Origin of the sequence: Pseudomonas sp. NPDC079086, assembly GCF_044542155.1 — a bacterium.
Lineage (GTDB): Bacteria > Pseudomonadota > Gammaproteobacteria > Pseudomonadales > Pseudomonadaceae > Aquipseudomonas.
In genome coordinates, this window is the sequence record NZ_JBITTY010000001.1 from 1,746,695 (window position 1) to 1,769,208 (window position 22,514).

The following is a 22,514-nucleotide window of genomic DNA, read 5'->3' on the forward strand; positions in this document are numbered from 1 at the left end:
GCGCTCAGAGGTGGCCGCCTCTGAGTGCTCACTCTTTCAGTGCTCGATGTGCTGCTGTGCGGCGCGTTCTTCCTGCTCTTGTTCGGAGCGCTTGATTCCCTCCTCCTGGCTTTTCGCCTGCTCCTGGCCTTGTGCGTCACCCTGCTTGAATCCTTGCTGAAACTCGCTCAGCAGCTGATCGGCAGAAACTTCGAGGCTGATGCTGCTACCGGCCTGATCCTCCAGGGCTTGCTCAACTTCCTGCTGGGCTTGGGTCAGCGATTCACGGCCGTTGCGTTTCAGTTTCGCCTGGAGCTGCGCTTGCCGAGACTTCACGAACTCATCGGAGTCCAGTTGCTTAAACAGTGGGTTTTCATGGTGCATTGCGTGATCCTCAGGTCAGGCGATGATTGGTTTCAGATACATGCCGATGGCAACGCCAGCGCTCATGAACAACGAGCCGCTGATTGCTACGCTGAATGTCTGTTTCGCCATGCTGCTCGACTCACGGAGCTTGCGAAGCAGCAGAGCTGATTCGGTCACCGCTTGGTTTGCAGTTTCACGGGCTGCATTGGCCTTCACATCGGCGTCATAAACGAGGTTCCTCAAGCGGATGATTTCCTCGTTCGCCATCTGAAGATCTTGCTCAGCGAAACGAAACTCAGTGATCTGGCGTGTAGCAATTTCAGAGTCGATTGCTTCGGCCAGAGCCGTGATATCGCTCGATATCACTTGTTCACGCTCGGCCATGAACTCAGTCAGCACACGGCGAAGGCGCTCATCGCTCAGGTCCAGAGCGAGGTTCAGCGCCAGGCGCTTGTGGTACATGGCCACGCCGGCTTCAAGCTCCGGATGCTGCAGCAGGCTCAGCAAGCGCTGAACCACGGCCTCATCGGCAGTTGCCAGGATCGCGTCCAGCTGCTGCCGAACCGCCGACAGAGCACCCGTGATGTCGCCGGCCTGGTCGTTCTGCCGACGAATCTCATCTGCAACGCTGGAGGCGCGCAGCGCGGCGTCATCGATCTGCTGGACGATCCCAGGGATGCCGCGCTCCTCAATACCCGCGAGTACCAGGAGCAACGCATCCAGGGTGTCTTTCAGACCAAGAGCCTGTTCGAGGGGCGACATTGACGACATGGCGGTGCCCTCACTTAGCCTTTGCGGCTTTGGCAGGCTGCGCTGCCGAGTCGACGCCGATAATGCGATCGATCTTGCTGTGCAGATGCTGGATCAGCGGCAGCGCCTCGACGGCCTTGCTGTATGCCGCTTTCAGTTCACCGAGGCTTCCCAGTTCATCGGTACGACCAGCCAGGGCCAGCTCGCGCATGGACTTCGAAATGTCCGCCAGAGCCTCAGGGGCGCGCATTGCGGCTTCGTACACAGTCATGCCGAGGTCACGGCAGAGCCATACAGCATCGCAATGCGGGAAGATCAGGATGTGCTCGCGAGGAATCCGGAATTCCTGGGCCAGCGATCGAGCCGTACGGAATGCGCCGTCCAGGATCGAATCGTCTGCCGGGTTGCGTATGTCCTGATAGGTGCGGGCAATCACGATGGTTCGGCGTACATGTGGCGCCACTTCGTCCAGCATCTCCAGAACGTTGCGCGCCTTCATGACCTCAATGTCGGGGTTCGTGACCGGCACCATGATCAAGTCTTGCAGTTCCAGAAGACCGTTTGCGGCCATCTCTCGCGACATAACCGTGCAGGTACGGTTACCGCCCAGATCGATAACAGTGGGTTTACGCAGGCTAACCAGAAGCTCCTGTGCAGCTTCTAGAGCGCGATTCTCCGAACCCAACTTAACTTGCTTGGCTTCAATCGCCGAAGAAGTCAGAAATGCACAGTGCATATTCTGATCGTCCTGCTCCAAGAGTTGACTGGCACCATGGCGAGCCAGGTTATAAGTTGCTGCGATTTGCTGGGCCGTGGTGGATTTAGCGCAACCACCCTTTTCCTGAATTAGGGCCATATTTGCCATTTCACTTCCTCACTTCTATTTGAGGCGCAAACTCGTTTCGAGGCTTTTCGTTTCACTCGAAATGAACATGCGCGCATTGATGTAACTTTTAACTCGGTTTTCTTTGACCTTCTCGGCCAACCAGGGAAGCCGGCTGGCTATCAAGTCCCAAGCAGCTGCGTCATCGGTAGTTGCACTGACTTCGCGCTCAACCATTTGCAGTTGTTCCAACTTCTCTTGTGCATCTTGCGGATTAGCAACCGGGGTGGCCGCTACCTGTTGTTGAGGTTTCTCTAAACGCTGTACTGGGGTTGCCTGAAAGCTTTTGATCTCCTCTTTTTCAGCACCTACAGGCTCGTCTAAGAGGCGATTTTTAAGCTGACCTCGTGCGGTTCGGGCGAGGTATGCAGCCCACTCTTCGGGGTAATACCTCTTGAAGAAAAGGCGCAGCGAGGGAGCGGTTGTCTGGATTCCTGCGGCTTGCCAGATCCGTTGCTGCTCGCGCAGCGGCAGATTGGCACGAAGCATCTTGAGTGCCTTTTCCTCGCGTCCGGCGAGCTGTTGCCGAGTCGATCCTTTAGTGCGGGCAGCCTTGTCAGCGTTCTGCGCAGCCGCCTCGATCATGGCTTCAAGTTCGTCGTCATCCACGGGTAAACCTATCCGGCTGTAGTCCTTGAACATTTGGGGTGTCTCCTCTGCTTGTTAAACGCTTTAAGCGTTTGTAAAGCATATCACCCCCTGGTTGATCTCAGAATACTTAACAAGCTAAAACACGTCAATACTAGATCGCACAGACGTTAAAAAATCTTGTCAAGCTATGAAGAGCTAGTAGTATCTAAAGCAAAAGGCCAAACACGTCTCGCAGCCCCTTCGGGACTGCAGAGCCGCAAAAGCCCCGCAGCACGCGGGATGTACCGAGTAGGCCGCCGTATTACTGCGTATTACAGCCTCGCCAAGGCGAGGACGATGAGGGTTGATAGATGAGAAAGGTTCTCAGCCAGTCTTTGCGAGACGAGATGCAACTGCTCGAAGTCGAGCGCGCTGCGCGGGATCTCGGGGTGCCGAAAACAGGCCTACTGCAGCGACTGCTGGATCAGTACCAGGATGGAGTTCAGGCGCCTGCTGTTCGCGCAGTGAAGTTGGACGCCGAACAGATCGAGGCCTTGCACCAGGCCCTGAGTCATCGTTTCACCCTTTTGCAGGGCCGTGTCGAGGCGGCAGCCGAGATTGGTGCGGCGCGTGGCGCCGCTAAAGAGCATCAGCGTCTCTTGAGCAATTTGGTCAACGCCGAGGATCTATAAAGATGGCTGTGTTTACGATTGACCAATTCAATAGCGGAAAAATTGAGAGTCGCGCTGACTACATGGAGCGCGGCGAAGGCAAGATCCCTGAGGAAGCAAAGGAAGTTCGCCGAAGTGGTAAGGAGGACTATTACCAAAATTCTGTTGATACCTTGGATCGTGAGTTCTGTGGAACTGGCGCAGCGATTCTCAACCTAGGAACAGATATTAAGGATGGCGATTATTCCGCGTTGATGCGAGGTTTTAATCCCCGCACGAATGAGAGCTATGTCGACCCTGTTAGGCGTGGCCAGCTTGATAGCGATATGGAAACCAGGGCCGGGTACTCCACCAGCTACAACGTAGATAAGTCTATCTCTTTGCTTTGGGCTGCTGCGCCTAGAGATACACAAATCGTCATTGAAAAAGCTCTGATGGAAGCAGCTAGAAAGACTCAGGAGTATTCGGAGAAGAATGGATACTTTCGATATCGCAACGGAGAGATAGGCAACATTATTTCTATGCATTTCCTGCACTTCACTAGCAGGGGAGCGGATATGCATTTGCATGTTCATTGTGATTTGGTCGCAATGATCCGTTGCCAGGATGAAAAGTGGCGCGCTCTCGATGCTAGTGAGTTATTTGCACGGCAAGCGGAAATGGCAGCGCTTTTCGATGGATACCTTTACGAAGCGCTTCAACGTGACCTTCCAGAGAAGGCCAAATTTTTCGATGCCCACTACGAGCGCAGCGGCCTGTATGTAGAAGGGATCAGCGATGAAGATCGCATGGATAACTCCAGTCGTCGGCGCCAAATCACTGCTGGCCTTTCCGAAATGGGGGCAAGTGGAGCTGCTGCAGCTTTGGCTGTAACGAAACGGACTCGCGATGCCAAAGATAAAAATCTCGATACGGACAAGCTTCGTGATGAGTGGCGACTAAAGCTTAAGGACCTCAAGCCAGAGCAGGCCAAACGCCTACCTCCGACCATGCTTGAAGTCGAGTATATGGCCTTCAAGAACAAGTCTGTATTCACTGAGCGCGACTTCGATCGCACAGTTGCTCAGCTGGGGATCTGTCATGGCGGCAGCGCCGCAATGCCTGGTATTCGTAGCGCCATGGTTGAACAACTCGGGGTGATTCCCGTCGCCGATCAAGCAGGGTTGAAGCGGTATACAACCGAAGATTTTCGCCGTATGGAAGGCGATGTCGTCAGCTATGGAATCGCTTGTCAGAAGCCTACAGCACGATTCGCGCTAGTCGACCATACCATCCAGCAGGCAATTCGAAATGTGCAAGCAAGGAAGGGCTTTGCACTTTATCCAGAGCAGTTAGCTGCCGTTTTGCATTGCGTAGGCGGTCAGCAGATTTCGATCGTCGACGGCGCTGCTGGTACGGGTAAGTCGATCTCGCTTGAGGGTGTTAACGAGGCCTACACGCTCGCTGGCCACCGAGTTCTGGGCGTTGCGCCGAGTGGCGTTGCCACCGGTGCACTGAAAGATTCGGCGAACATCGAGGAGGCTTCGACCCTTCACTCATTACTGATGAAGCTTGAGCATAAGGATCCTCAGTATCGTGAAACGTTGACTGATACCGATGTGATCATTGTCGACGAAGCCGGCATGGTTGATCTGCGGACGCTGCATAAGCTGTTCAAGCATACGTCCGATGCTGGAGCCAAGCTCATTCTGGCCGGTGACTCGAAGCAACTTGAAGCAGTTGGTTCAGCCTCGAATCTCCAAATGCTGATCGACCAGGTTGGCTCGGCTGAGCTGGTTAAGATCGCTCGCCAACCTGACCCCCTAATCAACGACATCTCCCAAACCTGGTTTTCCGGCCCAACCGGCACAGATCGTCGTGATGCCCTGGAGAAAATGGAGGATCTAGGGCTTATCAAGCGGCCCGATCAGCCAGGCCAGGAAGCCATCGACGTAATGATGTCGCACGTCCAGTCAACCCATGAAAAGGGTGTCGATTGGAAAGACATGGTTCTGCTGGCCGACCGTAACAAACAGGTGCGGACGCTGAATGAGCGGGTACGTGACTACCGGAAGAGCATCGGTGAGCTTGATGAATCACAAGAACTGACTATCCGCATAGCTCGGCGCCGGAACGGTCCCCGTGAAATTGATCTGGCACCTGGTGATCGAATTATGTTTCGCCGCAATGCTGTGGTCGGGAAAGACCAACAGCAGGTATTCAACGGTGATCGTGGTGAAGTTGTCGGGTTGCGTCTGATTGAGGCTGAAAAAGAAGGCGGTAAGGACGATGTAAGTATCAGCATTCAATTGGATCGAACCGGCGAGGTCGTGAGTTTCCTTGAGTCCGAGTACAACGCGCTCGACCAAAGTTACTCAATGACAACTCATAAGTCGCAGGGCTGCACCTACCTTAATGCTTTCTACGTGGTAGGGGAGACCACTGACAGACGCTTGGCCTATGTCGCATTCACACGGTCCAAAGAGGCCTGCCTCATTTTCGTCGACCGCGACGAAGATGTGTACGAAGCACTGAAGAAGAACACTGCTCAGTTCGCTTCGAAAACCTGCGCTCTCGATGCCGACCCGGCCACGAAGGAGCTGATCATCCGCTCGGCCGGTGAAGATGGCCACGTCACAGAGTTCCGCGCTCAACCGGAAGTGAAAGTGCTGCTGGAGAAGGCCGGAATCCGGTTCCAGCACCCTGCAGAGCCGGAACAGCCTGCTAAAGACACGCCGCACATGGTTGTGATCGCAGATACCCCGGAGGCGCGCAGCCTGGCCAAGGCCAAGGGTTACGCCGTCACCAACCTGATCGACATTCCGGCCGACACCCCGTATCGGCCAGGCAAGCCCTACGTCCTGCCCGAGGGTGCCACCAAAGTGGCCCTGGCCGCTGGCTTGCTACCACCCGTCCCTGAATTCAAAGCTGAGGCTCACGTCGAGCCTGCGCCTACGCACGAGGAAAAAAACCATGACCGAGCCGAACGATCCGAGCGATCTGGAAGCCTTTCTGAACAGCAGTATGGACGAGATGCTGGCAAGCCTGCCGACCGAAGCGCTCCAGGAGCAGAGTACCGAGTCCTCCCCGAGCACGAGCGCTATCGCCCATCCGGCGGCTACATCGTCCACAAGGTCGGCGCAGAGCTCAATGACCCTTTCAGCGCTTTCCGGCCCGGCGATCCAATGCGTTTGCACTGGGTGCCCGGCGGGGGTGTGGTACATGCCGGAAGCGGAGAACGAGCCGCGGGTTTACTGCCGCCTGATGCACCGGAACATGGAAAAGGAGAAGCCGATTCTGTCCGACGGGAAGGCGATCGCGTTCGAGGCCCTGCAGGGCTAAAGGAGCATCAGCCAGTGGGTAAGCGCAAAGGCCTATCAGCTGCTGAGCTGCGCGAGAAACGTGATGCCCAGCGTTCTCAGACCAATGAGATGAGAAAGGAAGCTGATCTGATTCGATATGCCGAATCACTCGGCTATCAGATCGAGAAGGGCCATGGGAAGAAGTACACCTTCATGCGGAATCCTGAGGCATCCACCGATATGCAACTTATCGGAATCCGAGAGGGCACGCAGGGCCAATACTGGGTAGCAGCTCCGCATGGACAGGCGGGAGGAGATGTTTTCCGCCTCTATGAGAGCTTCACGGGACAAGACTTTCTGAAAGCCCGTGACGATGTTCGTGCCTTCCTTGGGCGTGGTTCGGTAGCTGAAAAGTCTGACCGGCAACCAGCTGCTACTCCGGTTTCCCAGGATCATGTTTCGCCGAGTGCTGCAGAACGTACGGCGAATGCCGCCTTTGAGTACCAGGCAGGCAATCGAGGCCGCGGCAACAGCTATCTGGTCAGCCGAGGTTTTACGCCTGAAACACTCGCTTCAACGAGCTGGACGACCGGCCGCTACGGCAATGCCCTTTTCGCTCACCGTGGCCCAGATGGACGCTACATCGGGCACGAAAAGCGAGGCGTTAACTCAAAAACTGGCGAGAAAGTTCACTTCTTCAGCGAGTCCGATCGCGGCATCTACATCGCCAACCCGAAAGCCTCGGCGGCAACTGAGATCAAGGTCAGCGAGGGCGGGATTGATGCACTGGCTTTGTACCAGCTCGCCACTACCGAAGAACGCCAGGGCGCTCTATTCACCAGCACGGGGGGAAACCCGGGGCCGGATAGCGTGGCTGCACTCGTCGGCCTGGCAGATCGACTTGGCATCACTGACGTATCGCTTGTGTATGACAGGGATGAGGCGGGCGATCGCCATACCCTGAAAATGCTCGAAGCACTTCGCGAGCATGCCCCCCACCTCAATGTGCGCGATGCCCGCGACGAACACCAGCTGCAGCCTGGTGAGGATCCGCATGACCGGATGAAGCGTGAGGCTGAACAGGCTGTAAGTCCTGCACCTGCACCTGCACCGGCTGCAAAACCAGCACTGACCCAAGAGGCCACCCCGACCAGCTCCGAGCAAGAGCCGACTCCGGCCGAACCTGAAACAACCCCTGAACAGCAGCAGGCCGAGCAGGACATCCAGCCCATCGCCGAAGAGCTGCTTATCGACGAGGACATTGAATATGACTGATACCCAAATCACCCCCGCCGACTTACCAGGCGCCCGCCTGTGCCTCCTCACACCAATCTCTGCCGGCCGCGGCTGGCTGCCGCTCGTGCGCGAAGCGCTGGCCGTGCTGCCGGCCGGTGCGGAGATCCTGCAGATCAAGGAGAAATTCGGAGCCCTGCGCGTTATTACGAACGCCCGCTCTCCCGATGTACGCAAGGCGCTGCAACCGATCGAGCACAGCTCCCTGACCGTCTGCGAAATCTGCGGTGCGGATGGCCACCTTTGGCATGACGGCGACCCGGGCCAGCCGTCAGGCTGGCTGCGCACCCGCTGCCAGGAGCACGCCCACACGCGAATCCTGGAGGTGGGCGGTGTCTGACACCCTTTCCGAGATCCAGCGCCTGGCCGGGCGTATGCGCGATCACCAGATCGCCACCCTGGAGGCGCAGCTCGCCGAGCTGCGCGCCTCTCCAGGCAACGGCTTGGCCGGCCCGTTCATTCTGACTATGGCCATCGCCAACCTCGTTGTTCCGGTCAGTGCTGCCTATGCCGTGCCGAGCCAAATCCTTGGCCTACCAGGCGATCCCAACACCAGCTGGCACCTGGCGCTATTCACGCAATGGGAACGGACTGAAACCGTGCTGCTGGATCTGCGCAACGCCCTTTTCGATGACGCCCCGACCAGCGTTCGGGATCGAGTCGAACTCTTTTGTTACGACAATTCCGCAATGCTGGCTAAGTGCCAGACAAACGGTATTCAGATGCACTTGCACGGACAATAAAATGACCAGTCGGACAATTTTTGCCCTCGATTTGAACGAAAACGACCGCGATGCGTTGCGAACTCTGCTGGATCACCCGGAAGAAGTCGCCAAGGCAGCAGCCCCCCGCGATCCACGAGAGCAAGCGCGGATCATCGATCTGCTCGTTGAGATCAAGGCCCAGTTGCCCGATTAACCACGGAAGAAGGGGCAAGGCCCCTCACAACATGAAGAGGCAATTAAGAATTACGAATTGAGATCAAGCGTTCCGGGATTGGAAGGCTAAAAAACAACCTATGCACGGTGCATAGCTCAACGGAGCAAGAAGACGTGATGCGTATCCACCTGCTGTCCGACCTGCACAACGAGTTCGATCCCTTCATTCCAGAGCCACTGGACTGCGATGTGGTCATTCTGGCCGGAGACATTGACCTCAAAGCCCGCGGCGTTGAGTGGGCCAAACAATCCTTCTCCAGGCCGGTGCTGTACGTCCCCGGCAACCACGAGTTTTACGGTGGCCACCTGACCCAGACCCTGGAAAAACTCAGGGCTGCTCAAGATGATCGCGTGCGGGTGCTGGATCGTGATGAAGTGATCCTGGCCGGCGTGCGGTTTCTCGGCGCGACCATGTGGACCGACTTTGCAGCCACCGGCAACCCGCATATCGCTGCGTTCAGCGCCCAGAATGCGCTGAACGACTTCCGGAAGATCCGTGCTGACAACTACCGACGCATCCGGCCTGCCGATCTGATCGCTCAGTCCGTGCAGACGAAAGACTGGCTGCGCGATCGGCTTGCCGATCCCTTTGACGGGCCAACGGTGGTGATCACTCACCACGCGCCGAGCCTGCGCTCGCTCCAGGACAATCCGCATGCCGGCACTGATCTCGATGCCGCGTTCGCCAATCGCTGGGAAGACCTGATGGGAGGCGACATGGTCGCGCTATGGGTCCATGGCCATTCGCATACCGCCGTCGACTATGACGTGGCGGGCACCCGCGTGGTGTCTAATCCGAGGGGGTATCCGGGGGAGGAAACCTGCTTCTGCTCTGATTTGGTCATCGAGGTTTAGACGTGATCCTCTTCCTCGACATCGACGGAGTGCTCCATCCAGATCCGCCACAGCCTGATCAGCGCCTGCGCTCGCTGCCGCGCCTGGTCGCGATTCTGCAGGATTTCCCCGGGGTGGATGTCGTGATCAGCTCGCTCTGGCGCGAGAAGCTCTCACTCGACGAGCTGCGCGAGTTGTTCCCGACCGAGATCCGCAGCCGCATCATCGACGTGACGCCCATCGCCGAGCGGGTGGACGGCTGGTTACCGGCCAGGCGTGAGGGAGAGATCCTCGAATGGTTGGAATCTACCAGCCGGATTGCCGAGCCATGGCTCGCCTTGGATGATGCCGGCTGGCAGTTCACTCAGCACCGTGACCGGCTGATTGAGTGCGTTTTTTACGACGGACTGGACGAAAGAATTGAGGCGCTGCTGCGCCAGAGGCTAGAAACAAAATGAACGTCTTGATCATCGATCTTGAAAACACCTGCATGCCGGAACACGAGCGGCCGGCTGATTACCACGGGCAAATTATCGAAATCGGCGCGGCATGGGTCACGCCGGCCGGCGAGGTCTTGGACACGTTCGAGAGGTTCGTTCGGGCCGAAAACCCAGTGACCGAGTTCTGTGTCGAGCTGCTCGGCATCACCCAAGCCGACGTCGACGGCGGGCTGACGTTCCCTGAGGCCATGCAGGCCCTGGCCGAATTCGCGGCCAGGCATCCGGATAAAACCTGGGCCAGCTGGGGGGCGGCCGACCTCAACTCGCTGAACCGCGACTGCGTCCATCATGGGGTGGAAAGCCCCCTAAAAAACTGGGAGCACCGCAATCTGAAAAAGGAGTGGGCCAAGGCCAGGGGTATCAAACGGGTGGGCATGAAAAAAGCGCTGGAGATCTCAGGTATTGAGCTGGAAGGGCCACACCATCGGGCGCTGTCTGATGTGCTCAATATCGCAAAGCTGCACGCGCACCAGAACCCGGTCTGGTCCTCGTTGCCAGCTTTGCCGAAGGCCGACGAAGACTTTTTGAGCGATCGACCGAATATTATCGACGCGCCAGATCCATTTTAAATACGTCGAACGACGTTTTTTCAGTCTCACCGAACAGCTTGTTAGCTTCGCTCAAGATGTTTTGCGAGATGAGGCCTCGATAGCATGACCCTCACCCGGATCTACCTCGATACCGAGTTCACCAGCCTGAACCGTTACCAGGTCAAACTGATCAGCCTCGCCCTAGTGGTATCTGAAGGCCCGGAGTTCTATGTCGAGTTGACCGACAGCTGGGCGGTTGCCGACTGCTCCCCCTTCGTCCTAGATACCGTTCTCCCCCTACTCGATCACACCTGCTACGGCAGCACTACCGAACAGGCCAGGCGCGAGCTGTTGGCCTTCCTGCAGGCGCTCGACCAGGTAGAGATAATCACAGACGCCCCAGATCACGACTGGCCCTTGCTGCTGTGGCTTGTTGGCCCTGCAGGCCTACCGGCCAACGTACGACCGGAACCCGGGCGACTGACCATCGACCTCGATGCCGACTACAACGGCGAGGAGCCGCCCCACCACGCCCTGCAGGATGCCCGCCTTCTCGCCGCCCTGGTTGAGCCCAGGCACGGGCAGCTGGACATCAGCTAACAGACTCGCCGCCCAGGCCTCGACCAGCTGGTGATCGACAACCCGGGCGGCGTCAACATCGGCCAGGCCTTCCCTGGTGCGTTCCTCGGCTTCATCTTTGTTCATCGTCACCTCTCCGCTGTGTACGCTTAATCACATATCTGTGACTTTCCGCGCATGCCGAGGCGGAAGGCGTCATCTGACAGGCATTGCCTCGGCCAACACTACCGGACTGGCAGCGATGCGTCTCGCTGCCCAGCGGGCGCCGAGGACGGCCCCAGTTGCATCAGCGATCACTTGTTCCCACTGGAAAAAGCCGCGTGGCCCTGTGCCGTAAACATCGACGAAGGGCTGGTTGATCAGCTCCCAAAGCCCTGATAGCAGTAGGCAGAACAGCAGCGTCAGGCTTACTGCGTGGCGCCCGGCCGTCCAAGTCACCACTTCGCCGAGTATTGCTCGCAGAAAAGCGCCAACTATTATGGCCATCGCTATGGCCGATGCTGCGGCGCCGCTCATTTTGCCAGCGTGATTCGCCAGCCAGATAACACCGATCCCGGCCGTAGCTGCTAGCAATAGCCTCGGCAAACTGTCCTCAATGCGCTCGCCTTGAGTCCTGCTTAGTAGTGAGACAAGGCAGGCCGCCATGCCTGCAAAGCCCACGAAATGGGCAGCAGCTCTCCACCAGGTCACATGGCCGGCGACGAGAGGGATAAGCGAAAGCGCGACGCTCACCACCATGGCCGTTAGACCAATCTGAACCGCTTGCTTACGGATTACGGCTGCGTTGATCACCGGCGAGCACCCCATTAGTGGTTTGTAGTTGCGAAACATGTAAATCGAAAATGTACTTAAGCCTAGCAAATAGTGACATCTCCCTCAGTTCTGCATGTGGCGCTGGGTTCCCACGATAAGGCGAAGGTAGTATCCGTCTTCTGTCTGTGTATCCAAGGAGCTTCACTATGAGCGGAAAACCGGCGGCTCGCCAAACTGACCCCACCTCCTGTCCTCTGCCAGGCCATGGCATCAACCCCATTGCCATCGGCTCGCCCAACGTGTTGTTCGACAACCTCCCGGCCGCACGCGAGACTGACACGAGCGCTTGTGGAAGCCCCCTAGTGTCGGGGTTGTCCTCCACCGTTATCATCAATGGCTTGCACGCCGCCACTGTGGGCAGCAGTGGCTCTCATGGGAATACGGTCATCATGGGATCTGGCACCGTGATAATCGGAGACAGCCATTCCGCAGCGCCCTTCGAAGCACCGAAACCTCTCTTGTTTGCGAAGTCATATGCACAGGTTTTTGCGATAACTGACAGCGCGACTGGTTTGCCATTGGCTAATCGGGAATTTGTGGCGCTGGTCGACGGTAAGGAGGTGTTCGGCATTACGGATATAGGTGGCCTGGCCCATATACAGGCGCCATCAGCAGACTCTGTAATTTCCTTGCACGTCCTGTTCAAATCTCCGGCGCGCACGCTCACTGAGCTGTCGGAGGGCAACCAATGACCGGCACCGCTTTCAAGACTACGTCCAAGGCTCAAGAGGTGAAGCCTGGTCAACCGCTCGTTCCAGTAACGGTTATCGTTAATGACAGAGCGGCAACTCGTGAGGCAATCATCCGTAAGGTGCGTTCTCTAGGACATCAATTTGTCGAGCGTTCCGAATGGGGAGCCGTCTCAGCAAAGGAAGGAATGGCGTCAGATTGGGATTATTCCATGATTGCTTTTCACCATGCGGGACGCAGCTACAGCTGTGGGCATGGTGCTGATCAGATGAAAGACACTCAAGAGGAACAGCTTGGCAATAAATACGACGACATCGCATATCACTTTGGGATTGATTGCAGCGGAGCTATCTACGAAGGTCGGGACATTCGCCTAAAGGGCGGCAGTGTTCGAGGGTATAACACCGGTGTTGTAGGTATTGTTTTCTTGAACAACCTCACCATTGCCACCGAGGGCGATGATATTTGGGCAATGGGGCGTGAGACAATTGAGCGTCTGGGAGTTAATACGACCAACGCTATACCGCCTCTCCAGATTGATGCCGCCACCAATTTGATCAGTGCTCTTAAAAGTGTATTTGTGATTAAACAATTGGGCGGACATCGTGAATTTCCGGGGCAGGCCGCGGACGGGAAAACCTGCCCAGGCAATATCGGGATGGAATTTGTGAGAAACATGAGGGTGGTTACAGGCTTACTGCCGCCGCCGACATCGCCATGAAAAAGAAAATAATCCTTGTTTTGACAATTCTTGCATTGTCATTTTTATGGCTAAACGTAGGCGTTTACGAAACACACTTCGCTGAAGATAATCGATCTGTGTTTTTTATCAAAAAACATCCGACATTGCAGGTTCGGTTCGAAAACATCTTCCTAACGGATGAAGATGACAAGCCAATTGACCGGCTCAGCGACGAAGAGCGGAGTGAGGTGATCAACTACTGCAAGTATCGGTTAGGTATTAAAACTGAACTGAAAACGCAGGCAGAATTGGAGGCCTGCAAGGCGATGTAAATGTTCCCTGCAAATCAAGGCGCTGGTGCACATGTGTAGCCATTACGAAGCCCCCGCCTCGGAGCAGCTGCTGGACGCCGTAGCACCGGAAGGGCCGACGCAGACCGAGCTGTGAACTCTCCCTCAATCAGGGCGATCACCACCTCACCCGGGTTGGCCACCGCAGCACGATCGACTACCAATACATCACCATCGAAGATGTCGACGCCGGTCAGACTATCGCCGCCGGCGCGTACCAGGTACACGCTTGGAGCCCGAACGTTGACCAGCTCATCGAGCGACGAATGCGGCCAAGGATGGCGGTCATATGGCTGTAAATAACTGTATAATATAAAGATATTGCCCTGCCAGTCGCCTTAGGTAAGGACAGGCCATCCGAATCTTTATCAGCGCCCGCTAGGGCTAACCTTTGCGAGCGCTGATGTTCAGCGGGATTGCTGGAATCACGCGTCCAGGCGGTCGTACCGAACTGCGCCGTTATCGTACACGGCCAAGTTAAAATTACGGCCAAGCAGAACTTCGTCGGAAACCCCCAAACAGCTTTCAACCACTACTGTAGCCAGCGCGAACTCGATAACCGCTTTATCAATCTCATCCTCGCTGCCGCCCGCCTTCACGACTTTGGCCAATGCCCCACCGAAAAATGGAATGGCGCTCTGTGCGAAATCTAGCCCTTTCTCCATAACGGCAGGCTTTCGCTCGGCCGCCAGTTTGAGGATGTAGTCTCCCGGAAGATCTCGTGTCCCGGTGAACCATGCATTATCTTTGCTATCCAGTAATTCAATGTTGCAGCGCATCAGTCACTCCAATGTGAAAAATGTAAAAACTTGACGATACCACCAGAAGCTAGCCCTATTGTAGGGCATCCGCAGAATTCGGAAAAAATCGAACGCTAAGCATGACAAAAGACGAGTTGCGCGCAGAGCTTGAACGCCAGAAACAGAGATTTGAGACGGTTTACGGGGGGGGAGGTCGTGACCTATGCGGCTCAGCCTGAGCCGGACCGCAAGCCATGGCGCAAGCGTCCGAGTCTGCTGGATGAAGCGTTTCAGGAGGAAATACGTAAGGAAGAGAAGCGCCAGGCTGATCACTCCGGTTAACGGCCGTTTCACGCAACTATTTGCTAATCATCTTGCGTCACGACCGCTACTGCGCAATACTGCGCGCATCGGAGTGACTGACCAGATGAGACCGAGCACTCCCCAGCGGCGAAAGCCGTAGTCGCGCAAGGCGGCTCGTAAGTGGTGTCTGGATCGCAATATTCGAAGAAGGCGCCCATGGCGCCTTTTTTCGTTTCTAGCTATCGCCGGGTTGAGACCGGCTCCCCAGCGTACACCTTCGAGCACAGCAGGCCGAAGCCCATGCGGCCAGACAGCTGTGGCGGATCCATATCTGGAGCCTTCGGATACGCGCTCTCCACTATCAAATTCAGATCCTGCATGTGCCTCTCATCCTTTGCCGTCCGGCGAAGCTCGAAGAAGACATAGTACGGCCCTTTCGGCGTCTGGATCTCGGTTACATGAGCCCAGTTTCGCTGAGCCGCGGTCTGGTGAACCTTCGTTGCGGGATGGCTAAAGCCCGAAATCACACCAGGCAGTGTATGCGACAGCGTGTAGCGCACTTCACAGAATGAGCGTGGTCTGCCTCCATGATCTGGAATGACAGGGTAAGCAGGGTTGTGAGTTACCACGTCATGCGCGGCAGTGAAGACGTGGTTCGTAAACCGTACATGAATACGCAGATCCTTGCGGGCTCGCTCGCTCGGCAAAACCAGCTGGAATGGGTTGAGGTGGGCCAGACAATAGGTCCGATCCTGGATTGCCAGCGGTTCAAAATAGGGCTTGATCAAGCGGCTTCCCTGCAAGGAGATTTACATGCCGCCATTCTACCTCTTTGCCCCAGCCATTTATGAGGGTTCAACCGGTCGCAAGGCTACAGACCTCAGCAGCCGTGGCCAGCAGGAAAGATCGCCAGTGAGGCTCTCACTGCTTTGCGTTGATAAAGTCGACAGCGGCTTTCAATTCCTTCTTGCTTGGCTTTTGGGGTCAGCTGGAGTACCGACAGTAAGATCAGCTTGTTCCGTGTCTTCCTCTGGCCAATAGCGGCAGTCGTAAGCGCCGACTTTGCCAGCTCAAGACGAGGCAGGATTAGGAAACCAGGGGGGGGATTAGCTCGTGGCAAGGGCCGGGCCGGGGAGTGGTCTGAAGCGAGAAGCAGGCGCTGAAATAGCTAAAAACGAAAAAGCAAACCCCCACACGGACTCGAACCGTGGACCCAAGGATTATGGGGGTGTTGTTCCGGCTAGCTCAGCTTCTTGGCTAGATCTTCTGCCCTTGGATGGTAATAGCGCATGAGCATTCTCGTGTCTTGGTGACCAGTGATTTTGGTCAGCTCATGCAGCGGGAATATCTCAGCTAGGCGCGAGGTGGCCTCATGGCGCAGATCGTGAAACCGAAGGTCGAGCAGGAATGGATCTCTGGCGGTTTGCTCTGCAACCTGCTCCGGCGTTAGTCCCCCGGATTTGAGATGCAGCTCAAGCCCCCGCTCATAAGCATTCCTAGCATCACCCAGAGCATCCAGGAACGCCTTGGTGATGGTGTCCGGCTGGCTTTTGAATACTCGGCCGCCCTCTAATTTAGGTTGGTTTTCAATGATCGCTGCGGCTCGGCTGGATAGCGGTACGCCGCGTGAAGAACCATTTTTCGTCATTGGGAGGAGGGCTGTCCGCTTTTTCAGATCTACGTTGGCGCTTAGCAGGCCGGTTATCTCACTACGGCGCATTGCTGTTTCCACTGCGAAGGCGACGATTTTCGGCAGCTCGGCCGAGCGCGAGTGGCGGCAGATCATTTCCAGCTCATCCAAGTGCTCGCTTACCAGCTTCCCGTCTTTGCATGTCCATACGTCTGCGCTGAGGATTCGTCGTTCGCGGGCGTCATCAACGCTCGGTTGGCGGATCAGTTCGACGGGGTTGCTTAGCGACTCCATACGCCACTCTTTGCGGGCTATGGTGAAAACGTGAGAGATCAGGGCCAGCTCGCGGCGCACGGTGGAGGGAGCTAGGCCCTCTTCGAGGCGCAGGTCACGGTAAGTCGCCATGTCTGAGCCACGAATGCTGGCGAGCGAGCGAAGGGCGAGAGGGTGGCGTTGCATGGCCTGGATGCGTGACAGCTCGGAGGCGCTGCTGCGCTTCTTGCTGGTCACCTCCTTGGCGTACAACTCCAGTGCGCTGGAGAAGGAGGTGGCTTCGGCTTCGTTGCGGCTGACGAACACGCCAGCGTCCATTTCGCGCTCGATCATGGTCGCCCAGGTTTTTGCCTCTGCCTGGGTATTGAACGTCTTGCTTTGCAGGGGCCATCCTTTACGTCTGACTTGCACTTGCCATTGGAATGGGCCGCGCTTGCGAAAGGTCGCCATTTCTAATCTCAGTGTGACAAAATTGTGCCAAATATCATAAAGGAATACCCATGGAAGCCGCAAAGTCCCAGTTAATACGCGAAACCTTCCCCGTCGGGCCTTTGCAGTGCAACTGCACGATTATCGGTGATCCGCTGACCAAGAAGGCCATCGTCGTCGATCCGGGTGGTAATCCGGATTTGATCATGGCGCGCCTGGAGGTCCACGGGCTGAAGGTCGTCAGCATCATCCATACCCACGCCCATCTGGATCACTTTCTCGCCTCGGGGCAGATGAAGGAGAAGACTGGCGCGACCCTGCACCTGCATAAGGAAGATCAGTTTCTCTGGGACAACCTGGAGATGCAGTGCCGCATGTTTGGTGTGCCCTATACGCCGGTGCCGGCGCCGGATCAGTGGTTGAGTGATGACGAGGAACTGGCCTGCGGGTGCGGCGTGGCCTTGCATACGCCAGGGCATACCCCAGGCTCGATGAGCTTCTGGTTCCCGCAGGACAAGCTGCTGATTGCCGGCGACACCCTGTTCAAGCGTGGTATCGGCCGTACCGACTTGTGGGGCGGTGATTACCCGACCATCGAGCGTTCGATTAAGCAGCGTCTGTACAGCCTGGACGAGGATGCCACCGTGGTGACCGGTCATGGCGCCGATACGCGCCTTGGTGATGAGATGCGTGATAACCCGTTTGTTCGGGCGTAGTCCGTATCGCTGACCTGCTAATCACCCCTGAAAATGAACTTTAACCATTAATCGGGCTCGAAAAACCAGGTGCAAACCTGTCCCGATCCGATATTCAAAGGAAGTACGCATGAAGCTGTGGCGAAATCTTGCTGTTGTTACCCTCGGTCTTGGCGTACTCGCCGGCTGTACCACCAACCCCTATACCGGTGAGCGCGAGGCTGGCAAAGCTGGGATCTACGGTGGTGTTGGCGCAGTTACTGGTGCGGTAATCGGTGCAGCCACTTCCAGCAAGAAAGACCGCGCAAAAGGCGCTTTGATCGGTGCGGCAGTCGGCGGCGCGGCTGGTGGCGGCTACGGCTACTACGTTGATACCCAGGAAGCCAAACTGCGTCAGACCTTGCAAGGCACCGGCGTGCAGGTACAGCGCAATGGTGATGACCTGAAGTTGATCATGCCGGGCAATATCACCTTTGCCAGCAACTCGGCGGATATTTCCAGCGGCTTTTACCCAACTCTTAATTCCCTGGTCACGGTGTTCAAGGAGTTCAACAAGAACGGTATTGATATCGTCGGCCATACCGACAGCACCGGCTCGTTCGAGCTGAACCAGAACCTTTCCAACCGTCGTGCACAGAGTGTTGCCTCTTACCTGAGTGCCAATGGTGTTCCGGCTTCGCGTTTGTCTTCCTACGGCGCTGGGCCGAGTCAGCCGATTGCCAGCAATGCCAATGAAGCAGGCCGTGCGCAGAACCGCCGGGTAGAAATCAACCTGCGTCCGCTGTAACCGTAACGCGTCATATAAAGCCGCGTATTCACTCGAATACGCGGCTTTTTTCTGCCTGCAATTTAGACTCGGTCGGGCGTTCAAATCATGACTAGACTGCTGGCAGTGGTTCCAATAACCCTGCCGCATCGGCGCGCTGTATGCGCCAGACATGGATGAAAACTGGAGAGATCATGGACGACAGGCCTGTTTCTAGCTCGCGTAAACCCTGGCTGCCGTTGTGGGTCACCCTGGCCTTGTCGCTTGGTTTGGGGGCATTGATTGTCTGGCAGTGGCAGGTCTTCGAGCAGCATGAGCGCGAGCAGAACCAGCAGCGCTTCGAGCTGGAGGCGCAGGACATCGGCCAACGTGTGAAAAGCCGCATGCGCGCCTATGAAATGGTTCTGCGTGGTGTATCCGGTTTGATGACCGGTAGTGATCATGTCTCCCTGACTGAATGGGATCGAGCCATTGATCAGCTGCAGCTACAGGACCTCTACCCAGGCATCCTGGCCCTGGCCTGGTCGAGTTATCTGCGCGCCGAGCAGCTTGATGCCTTCCTGACTTCGCAGCAGAGCCAGGGGCGTGCCGACTATCGAGCATTTCCCACCGGGGCGCGTGAGCATTACCTGTTGATCGACTACATCAGCCCGCTGGATTGGCGTAACCGCCGGGTGTTGGGCTTTGACTTGCTCAGCGAGGACGTGCGGCGCGCCACAGTTGAGCAGGCCATCGACACGGGCCAGGCGATTCTCAGTGCGCCCGTCACTCTGCGCCAGGAAACTGAGGCCAATGCGCCGGGCGGGGTGCTGCTGTTCCTGCCGGTGTACCAGCCCAGCATGCCGCAGAGCACTGCCGAAGAGCGCCGCGCAGCCTTTCTTGGCATGGTGCACGGTGCGTTTCGCAGCCGTGACTTGATGGAAGGCATTCTCGGTGTGCAGAGCCAGCGCTTCGATGTGGTGATCAAGGATCAGCAGGCCCTGAAAACCCCTTTGCTAAGCGCCGAAGCGCATGGTGTTGCCCTGCAGCCACGCTTTCAGCATGAGCTGGAATTACCCTTGTATGGGCGCAACTGGGTGTTGCAGGTGAGCAGTACACCAGCCTATGAAGCGGTTTTGTCCAGCCGTGGTGGCATTAGTTTATGGGTCGGCCTGGTGGCTGCGACCCTGCTGGCCTTGCTGGTTGGTGGATACCTGTATTTGCGTGAGCGCGAGATGCATGCCAACCACCTGGCCACCAACAAATTGCGTGAGCGCGAAGAACGCTTCCGCCTGCTGGTCGAGCGGCTGCCGGTGGCGACGTTGCTGTGCAACGCCCAGGGCCGGATCGAGATGGCTAACCGCAGCGCCGCCGACCTGCTCGACTCGACGCCCGAGGGGTTGGTTGGTGAGCGGGTCAAACGTTTTTTGCCGAGCGTCGAGCAACTCAGCGCGCTGGCGATTGATCTCGACACCTCCGAGCTGTCCAACGAATACCTGGCGCGACGTGATCTTGGCGAAGAAGTGCCGGTGACTTTGAACCTGAGCGTGCTGGGCGACTCTGGTGAGGTCAATTATCTGATCAACCTGATCGACCTGCGCGCTCGAAAAGGCGCCGAAGAGCGTTTTCGCCTGGTCGTCGAAGCTTCGCCCAATGCCATTGTGCTGGTCGATAACAAAGGCTGTATTGCCATGGTTAACCGCCAGACTGAGCAGCTGTTCGGTTATGGCCGTGAGGCGTTGCTCTCGCAGCCTGTGGAGATTCTTCTGCCTACAGCTTTGCGTGGCAGTCATGTGCCCATGCGTCAGGGTTACCAGAGCAATCCCGAGCCGCGGCGTATGGGTAATAACCGTGAACTATTTGGCCAGCACCGCGACGGTACGCTGATCCCGCTTGAGGTTGGCTTGTCGCCGATCCGTGGCGGTGATGACGCACTGGTGCAAGCCGTGATCATCGATATCAGCGAACGCAAGGCCGCCGAACAGCGCCTGCGTGATCAGGCTGATCAGCTGATTTTGGCCAACCGTTACAAGTCCGAGTTCCTGGCCAATATGTCCCATGAGCTGCGCACGCCGCTTAATAGCATCCTGATTCTCAGCGACCAGTTGCGCTTGAACAGTGCCGGTAACCTGACCGAGAAGCAGGCCAAGCACGCCGATATCGTGCACCGTGCCGGCAGCGACCTGCTGCAGTTGATTAATGATGTACTGGATCTGGCCAAGGTCGAATCCGGGCGCATGCAGCTCAAACTCGAACCCCTGAACATGCAGGACATTCTGGTCGAACTGGATGCCAGCTTGCGGCCAATGGCCGAGATCAAGGGCCTGCGCTTGCATACCCAGCTAGAGGCCGGGGTGCCACGGGTGATTCACACGGACCGCATCCGCCTGCAACAGATTCTGCGCAACTTGCTGTCCAATGCGCTGAAGTTCACCGAGCATGGCGAAGTCAGCTTGACGGTCTCCTGCGCCAGTGGCGAGCCGGAGGAGGGCTATGAGCTGCTCAATTTCAGCGTGCGCGACAGCGGTATTGGCATCCCTCCCGAGCAGCATGAGCAGATATTTCAGGCCTTTCAGCAGATTGATGGTTCCACCAGTCGGCGCTTCGGTGGCACTGGGCTGGGGTTGGCCATTACCCGTCAGCTGGTCCTTGCGATGGACGGTGAGATCAGCCTGCAAAGTACGCCGGGCGAGGGCTCCTGTTTTACCGTACAGCTGCCGGTGCAGGTGGTGGCGCAAACCTATACTCATAGCCAGACGGAGCCGATTGCCGAAGCACCGCAACGCAGTGGTGACGGCCCGCTGGTGCTGATTATCGAGGACGATATGAGTTTTGCTGCGGTACTGGCCGAGGAGGCCCATGCACATGGCTTTGCCAGCGTGCATTGCCGTTCTGGGGAGCAAGCGCTCAACCTGCTGCAAAGTGAGCGCTTCAGCGCAGTGATCCTGGATATTCTGCTGCCCGATATCAGCGGCTGGCAGCTGTTCCGCCGTCTGCGCAGCCAGGCCAGCCACCGCTGCACCCCGGTACATATCATCTCTTGTGTACCGCAACCGGTGGATTGGAATGATGATGGCACGCGCTACCTGGTTAAGCCGATCCAGCGGGAAGACCTGGAACAGGTGTTTATCGACCTGCAGCAGATGAACCAGCAGCCGGAGCAACGCCTGCTGCTGGTCGAGGATGTGGAAGTTGAGCGCGAGCATTACCGTGAGCACCTGCAGCAACTGGGCTTCGATGTGCACGCCTGCGCGCGTGCCGATGAAGCACAGCAGGCCTACGCCAACGGTATGTTCGATGCATTGGTGATCGATCTCGACCTGCCTGACCAAGATGGTTTTGAGTTACTGGAAAATTTCAACCGGCAGCGCCCGCTGGAGGGCACGCGCGTGGTGGTCAACACCGGTGTCGATGTCACCCGCCAGGCTTTGCAGCGCCTGCGCCGTTACAGCGCAGTGGTGGTGCACAAACATGGTGAGGATATGCACGCATTGAGCGAGGCGGTGCAGGGCTTTCTCGGCAGTGTGCTTGATCCCGGCCTTGCAGAAATGCCGAGGGTTACGAATCCATTGCAAGGACGGCGCGTGCTGTTGGTTGATGATGATGTACGCAACGTCTATGCCCTGACCGCTTTGCTTGACGAGGTGGGGCTAATCATCAGTTCGGCCAAGGACGGTCAGGAGGCAATCAATGCATATGAGCGTGAGCCGTTCGACCTGATCCTGATGGACATGGCCATGCCGACTATGGACGGCTACACCGCCACCCGGCTGCTCAAAACCGAGCACGGCTGCAGCATTCCGATCATCGCCCTGACTGCCCATGCGATGAAAGGCGACAGAGAGAAGTGCATCACCGCCGGTGCTGATGACTACCTGGCCAAACCGGTTAGCCGCGAGGCCTTGCTTGAACTGCTGGTGCGCTGGCTCGCCACTGCCGAGCCATATGTCGGCACATCTGTCGCCCCATCGCAGTAGTTTTGCTGTGGGC

Annotated in this window: 24 protein-coding genes and 2 pseudogenes; 16 read left to right on the forward strand and 10 right to left on the reverse strand. The window is 57.1% G+C overall.

From position 1 onward, the window contains the following. Positions 1 to 36 precede the first annotated feature (36 nt). The 4 genes from ACIGEK_RS08185 to ACIGEK_RS08200 are packed head-to-tail and all read right to left on the reverse strand — an operon-like array spanning position 37 to position 2,620. Positions 37 to 363, reverse strand: a complete 327-nt coding sequence (locus tag ACIGEK_RS08185; protein WP_397492800.1) for a hypothetical protein — start codon at positions 361 to 363, stop codon at positions 37 to 39. A gap of 15 nt (positions 364 to 378) precedes the next feature. Then, entirely contained in the window at positions 379 to 1,116 is a 738-nt protein-coding gene (locus tag ACIGEK_RS08190; protein ID WP_397492802.1) for a hypothetical protein, read from the reverse strand. A gap of 10 nt (positions 1,117 to 1,126) precedes the next feature. Next, positions 1,127 to 1,960 carry a hypothetical protein gene (locus ACIGEK_RS08195; RefSeq protein WP_397492803.1) on the reverse strand — a complete coding sequence of 278 codons (834 nt, stop codon included), beginning with the start codon at positions 1,958 to 1,960 and terminating at the stop codon, positions 1,127 to 1,129. Positions 1,961 to 1,975: 15 nt separating this feature from the next. Next, positions 1,976 to 2,620 carry a hypothetical protein gene (locus tag ACIGEK_RS08200; RefSeq protein ID WP_397492804.1) on the reverse strand — a complete coding sequence of 215 codons (645 nt, stop codon included), beginning with the start codon at positions 2,618 to 2,620 and terminating at the stop codon, positions 1,976 to 1,978. A gap of 299 nt (positions 2,621 to 2,919) precedes the next feature. On the opposite strand from ACIGEK_RS08200, the gene ACIGEK_RS08205 reads away from it, so the two are divergent. The 9 genes from ACIGEK_RS08205 to ACIGEK_RS08245 all read left to right on the forward strand — a co-directional run bounded on the left by ACIGEK_RS08205 (position 2,920) and on the right by ACIGEK_RS08245 (position 11,195). Beyond that, positions 2,920 to 3,240 (forward strand): hypothetical protein, encoded by a 321-nt coding sequence (locus tag ACIGEK_RS08205; protein WP_397492805.1) that lies wholly within the window; start codon positions 2,920 to 2,922, stop codon positions 3,238 to 3,240. A gap of 2 nt (positions 3,241 to 3,242) precedes the next feature. Next, on the forward strand, positions 3,243 to 7,775 hold the full coding sequence (gene mobF, locus ACIGEK_RS08210; RefSeq protein ID WP_397492806.1) for a MobF family relaxase: 4,533 nt from the start codon (positions 3,243 to 3,245) through the stop codon (positions 7,773 to 7,775). After that, entirely contained in the window at positions 7,768 to 8,133 is a 366-nt protein-coding gene (locus ACIGEK_RS08215) for a hypothetical protein (RefSeq protein ID WP_397492807.1), read from the forward strand. Before mobF ends, ACIGEK_RS08215 begins: the two co-directional genes overlap by 8 nt. Next, positions 8,126 to 8,536: a hypothetical protein gene (locus ACIGEK_RS08220; protein ID WP_397492808.1), complete on the forward strand. Its 411-nt coding sequence runs from the start codon at positions 8,126 to 8,128 to the stop codon at positions 8,534 to 8,536. Before ACIGEK_RS08215 ends, ACIGEK_RS08220 begins: the two co-directional genes overlap by 8 nt. Position 8,537: 1 nt before the next feature. Further along, entirely contained in the window at positions 8,538 to 8,711 is a 174-nt protein-coding gene (locus ACIGEK_RS08225; RefSeq protein WP_397492809.1) for a hypothetical protein, read from the forward strand. A gap of 137 nt (positions 8,712 to 8,848) precedes the next feature. After that, entirely contained in the window at positions 8,849 to 9,586 is a 738-nt protein-coding gene (locus tag ACIGEK_RS08230) for a metallophosphoesterase (RefSeq protein WP_397492810.1), read from the forward strand. 2 nt (positions 9,587 to 9,588) lie between these two features. Beyond that, positions 9,589 to 10,023: an HAD domain-containing protein gene (locus tag ACIGEK_RS08235; protein WP_397492811.1), complete on the forward strand. Its 435-nt coding sequence runs from the start codon at positions 9,589 to 9,591 to the stop codon at positions 10,021 to 10,023. Continuing rightward, positions 10,020 to 10,634: an exonuclease domain-containing protein gene (locus ACIGEK_RS08240; protein ID WP_397492812.1), complete on the forward strand. Its 615-nt coding sequence runs from the start codon at positions 10,020 to 10,022 to the stop codon at positions 10,632 to 10,634. Before ACIGEK_RS08235 ends, ACIGEK_RS08240 begins: the two co-directional genes overlap by 4 nt. Positions 10,635 to 10,718: 84 nt before the next feature. Further along, on the forward strand, positions 10,719 to 11,195 hold the full coding sequence (locus tag ACIGEK_RS08245) for a hypothetical protein (protein ID WP_397492813.1): 477 nt from the start codon (positions 10,719 to 10,721) through the stop codon (positions 11,193 to 11,195). On the opposite strand, the pseudogene ACIGEK_RS08250 reads toward ACIGEK_RS08245, so the two are convergent. Together ACIGEK_RS08250 and ACIGEK_RS08255 are read right to left on the reverse strand one after the other, a co-directional pair. Further along, positions 11,169 to 11,291, reverse strand: a pseudogene (locus ACIGEK_RS08250) (CopG family transcriptional regulator); the annotation flags it as partial. The gene ACIGEK_RS08245 and the pseudogene ACIGEK_RS08250 overlap by 27 nt on opposite strands. 78 nt (positions 11,292 to 11,369) lie before the next feature. Then, positions 11,370 to 12,005 carry a hypothetical protein gene (locus ACIGEK_RS08255; RefSeq protein WP_397492814.1) on the reverse strand — a complete coding sequence of 212 codons (636 nt, stop codon included), beginning with the start codon at positions 12,003 to 12,005 and terminating at the stop codon, positions 11,370 to 11,372. A 128-nt stretch (positions 12,006 to 12,133) separates the two neighbouring features. On the opposite strand from ACIGEK_RS08255, the gene ACIGEK_RS08260 reads away from it, so the two are divergent. The 3 genes from ACIGEK_RS08260 to ACIGEK_RS08270 are packed head-to-tail and all read left to right on the forward strand — an operon-like array spanning position 12,134 to position 13,691. Then, positions 12,134 to 12,679 carry a PAAR domain-containing protein gene (locus tag ACIGEK_RS08260; protein ID WP_397492815.1) on the forward strand — a complete coding sequence of 182 codons (546 nt, stop codon included), beginning with the start codon at positions 12,134 to 12,136 and terminating at the stop codon, positions 12,677 to 12,679. After that, positions 12,676 to 13,398: an N-acetylmuramoyl-L-alanine amidase gene (locus tag ACIGEK_RS08265; protein WP_397492816.1), complete on the forward strand. Its 723-nt coding sequence runs from the start codon at positions 12,676 to 12,678 to the stop codon at positions 13,396 to 13,398. Before ACIGEK_RS08260 ends, ACIGEK_RS08265 begins: the two co-directional genes overlap by 4 nt. Then, the gene (locus tag ACIGEK_RS08270) at positions 13,395 to 13,691 is read left to right on the forward strand and encodes a hypothetical protein (protein WP_397492817.1); all 297 of its coding nucleotides are present in this window, start codon (positions 13,395 to 13,397) and stop codon (positions 13,689 to 13,691) included. Before ACIGEK_RS08265 ends, ACIGEK_RS08270 begins: the two co-directional genes overlap by 4 nt. A gap of 14 nt (positions 13,692 to 13,705) precedes the next feature. On the opposite strand, the gene ACIGEK_RS08275 is transcribed toward ACIGEK_RS08270, so the two are convergent. Then, positions 13,706 to 14,029 carry a LexA family protein gene (locus ACIGEK_RS08275; protein ID WP_397493110.1) on the reverse strand — a complete coding sequence of 108 codons (324 nt, stop codon included), beginning with the start codon at positions 14,027 to 14,029 and terminating at the stop codon, positions 13,706 to 13,708. A gap of 105 nt (positions 14,030 to 14,134) precedes the next feature. Further along, on the reverse strand, positions 14,135 to 14,488 hold the full coding sequence (locus ACIGEK_RS08280; RefSeq protein WP_397492818.1) for a hypothetical protein: 354 nt from the start codon (positions 14,486 to 14,488) through the stop codon (positions 14,135 to 14,137). 101 nt (positions 14,489 to 14,589) lie between these two features. Between ACIGEK_RS08280 and ACIGEK_RS08285 the strand changes: the two are divergent. Then, positions 14,590 to 14,791 (forward strand): annotated as a pseudogene (locus ACIGEK_RS08285) (hypothetical protein). A 200-nt stretch (positions 14,792 to 14,991) separates the two neighbouring features. Here ACIGEK_RS08285 and ACIGEK_RS08290 read toward each other — a convergent pair. Then, a complete protein-coding gene (locus ACIGEK_RS08290; protein ID WP_397492819.1) occupies positions 14,992 to 15,540 on the reverse strand; it encodes a hypothetical protein in 549 nt (182 codons plus the stop codon). A 452-nt stretch (positions 15,541 to 15,992) separates the two neighbouring features. Then, positions 15,993 to 17,105, reverse strand: a complete 1,113-nt coding sequence (locus tag ACIGEK_RS08295; RefSeq protein WP_397492820.1) for a site-specific integrase — start codon at positions 17,103 to 17,105, stop codon at positions 15,993 to 15,995. Between the two features lie 50 nt (positions 17,106 to 17,155). Between ACIGEK_RS08295 and ACIGEK_RS08300 the strand changes: the two genes are divergently transcribed. The 3 genes from ACIGEK_RS08300 (at position 17,156) to ACIGEK_RS08310 (ending at position 22,501) form a co-directional block, all read left to right on the forward strand. Next, the gene (locus ACIGEK_RS08300; protein ID WP_397492821.1) at positions 17,156 to 17,800 is read left to right on the forward strand and encodes an MBL fold metallo-hydrolase; all 645 of its coding nucleotides are present in this window, start codon (positions 17,156 to 17,158) and stop codon (positions 17,798 to 17,800) included. Between the two features lie 109 nt (positions 17,801 to 17,909). After that, positions 17,910 to 18,566, forward strand: a complete 657-nt coding sequence (locus tag ACIGEK_RS08305; protein ID WP_397492822.1) for an OmpA family protein — start codon at positions 17,910 to 17,912, stop codon at positions 18,564 to 18,566. 173 nt (positions 18,567 to 18,739) lie between these two features. Continuing rightward, positions 18,740 to 22,501, forward strand: a complete 3,762-nt coding sequence (locus ACIGEK_RS08310) for a response regulator (protein WP_397492823.1) — start codon at positions 18,740 to 18,742, stop codon at positions 22,499 to 22,501. Positions 22,502 to 22,514: the final 13 nt, after the last annotated feature.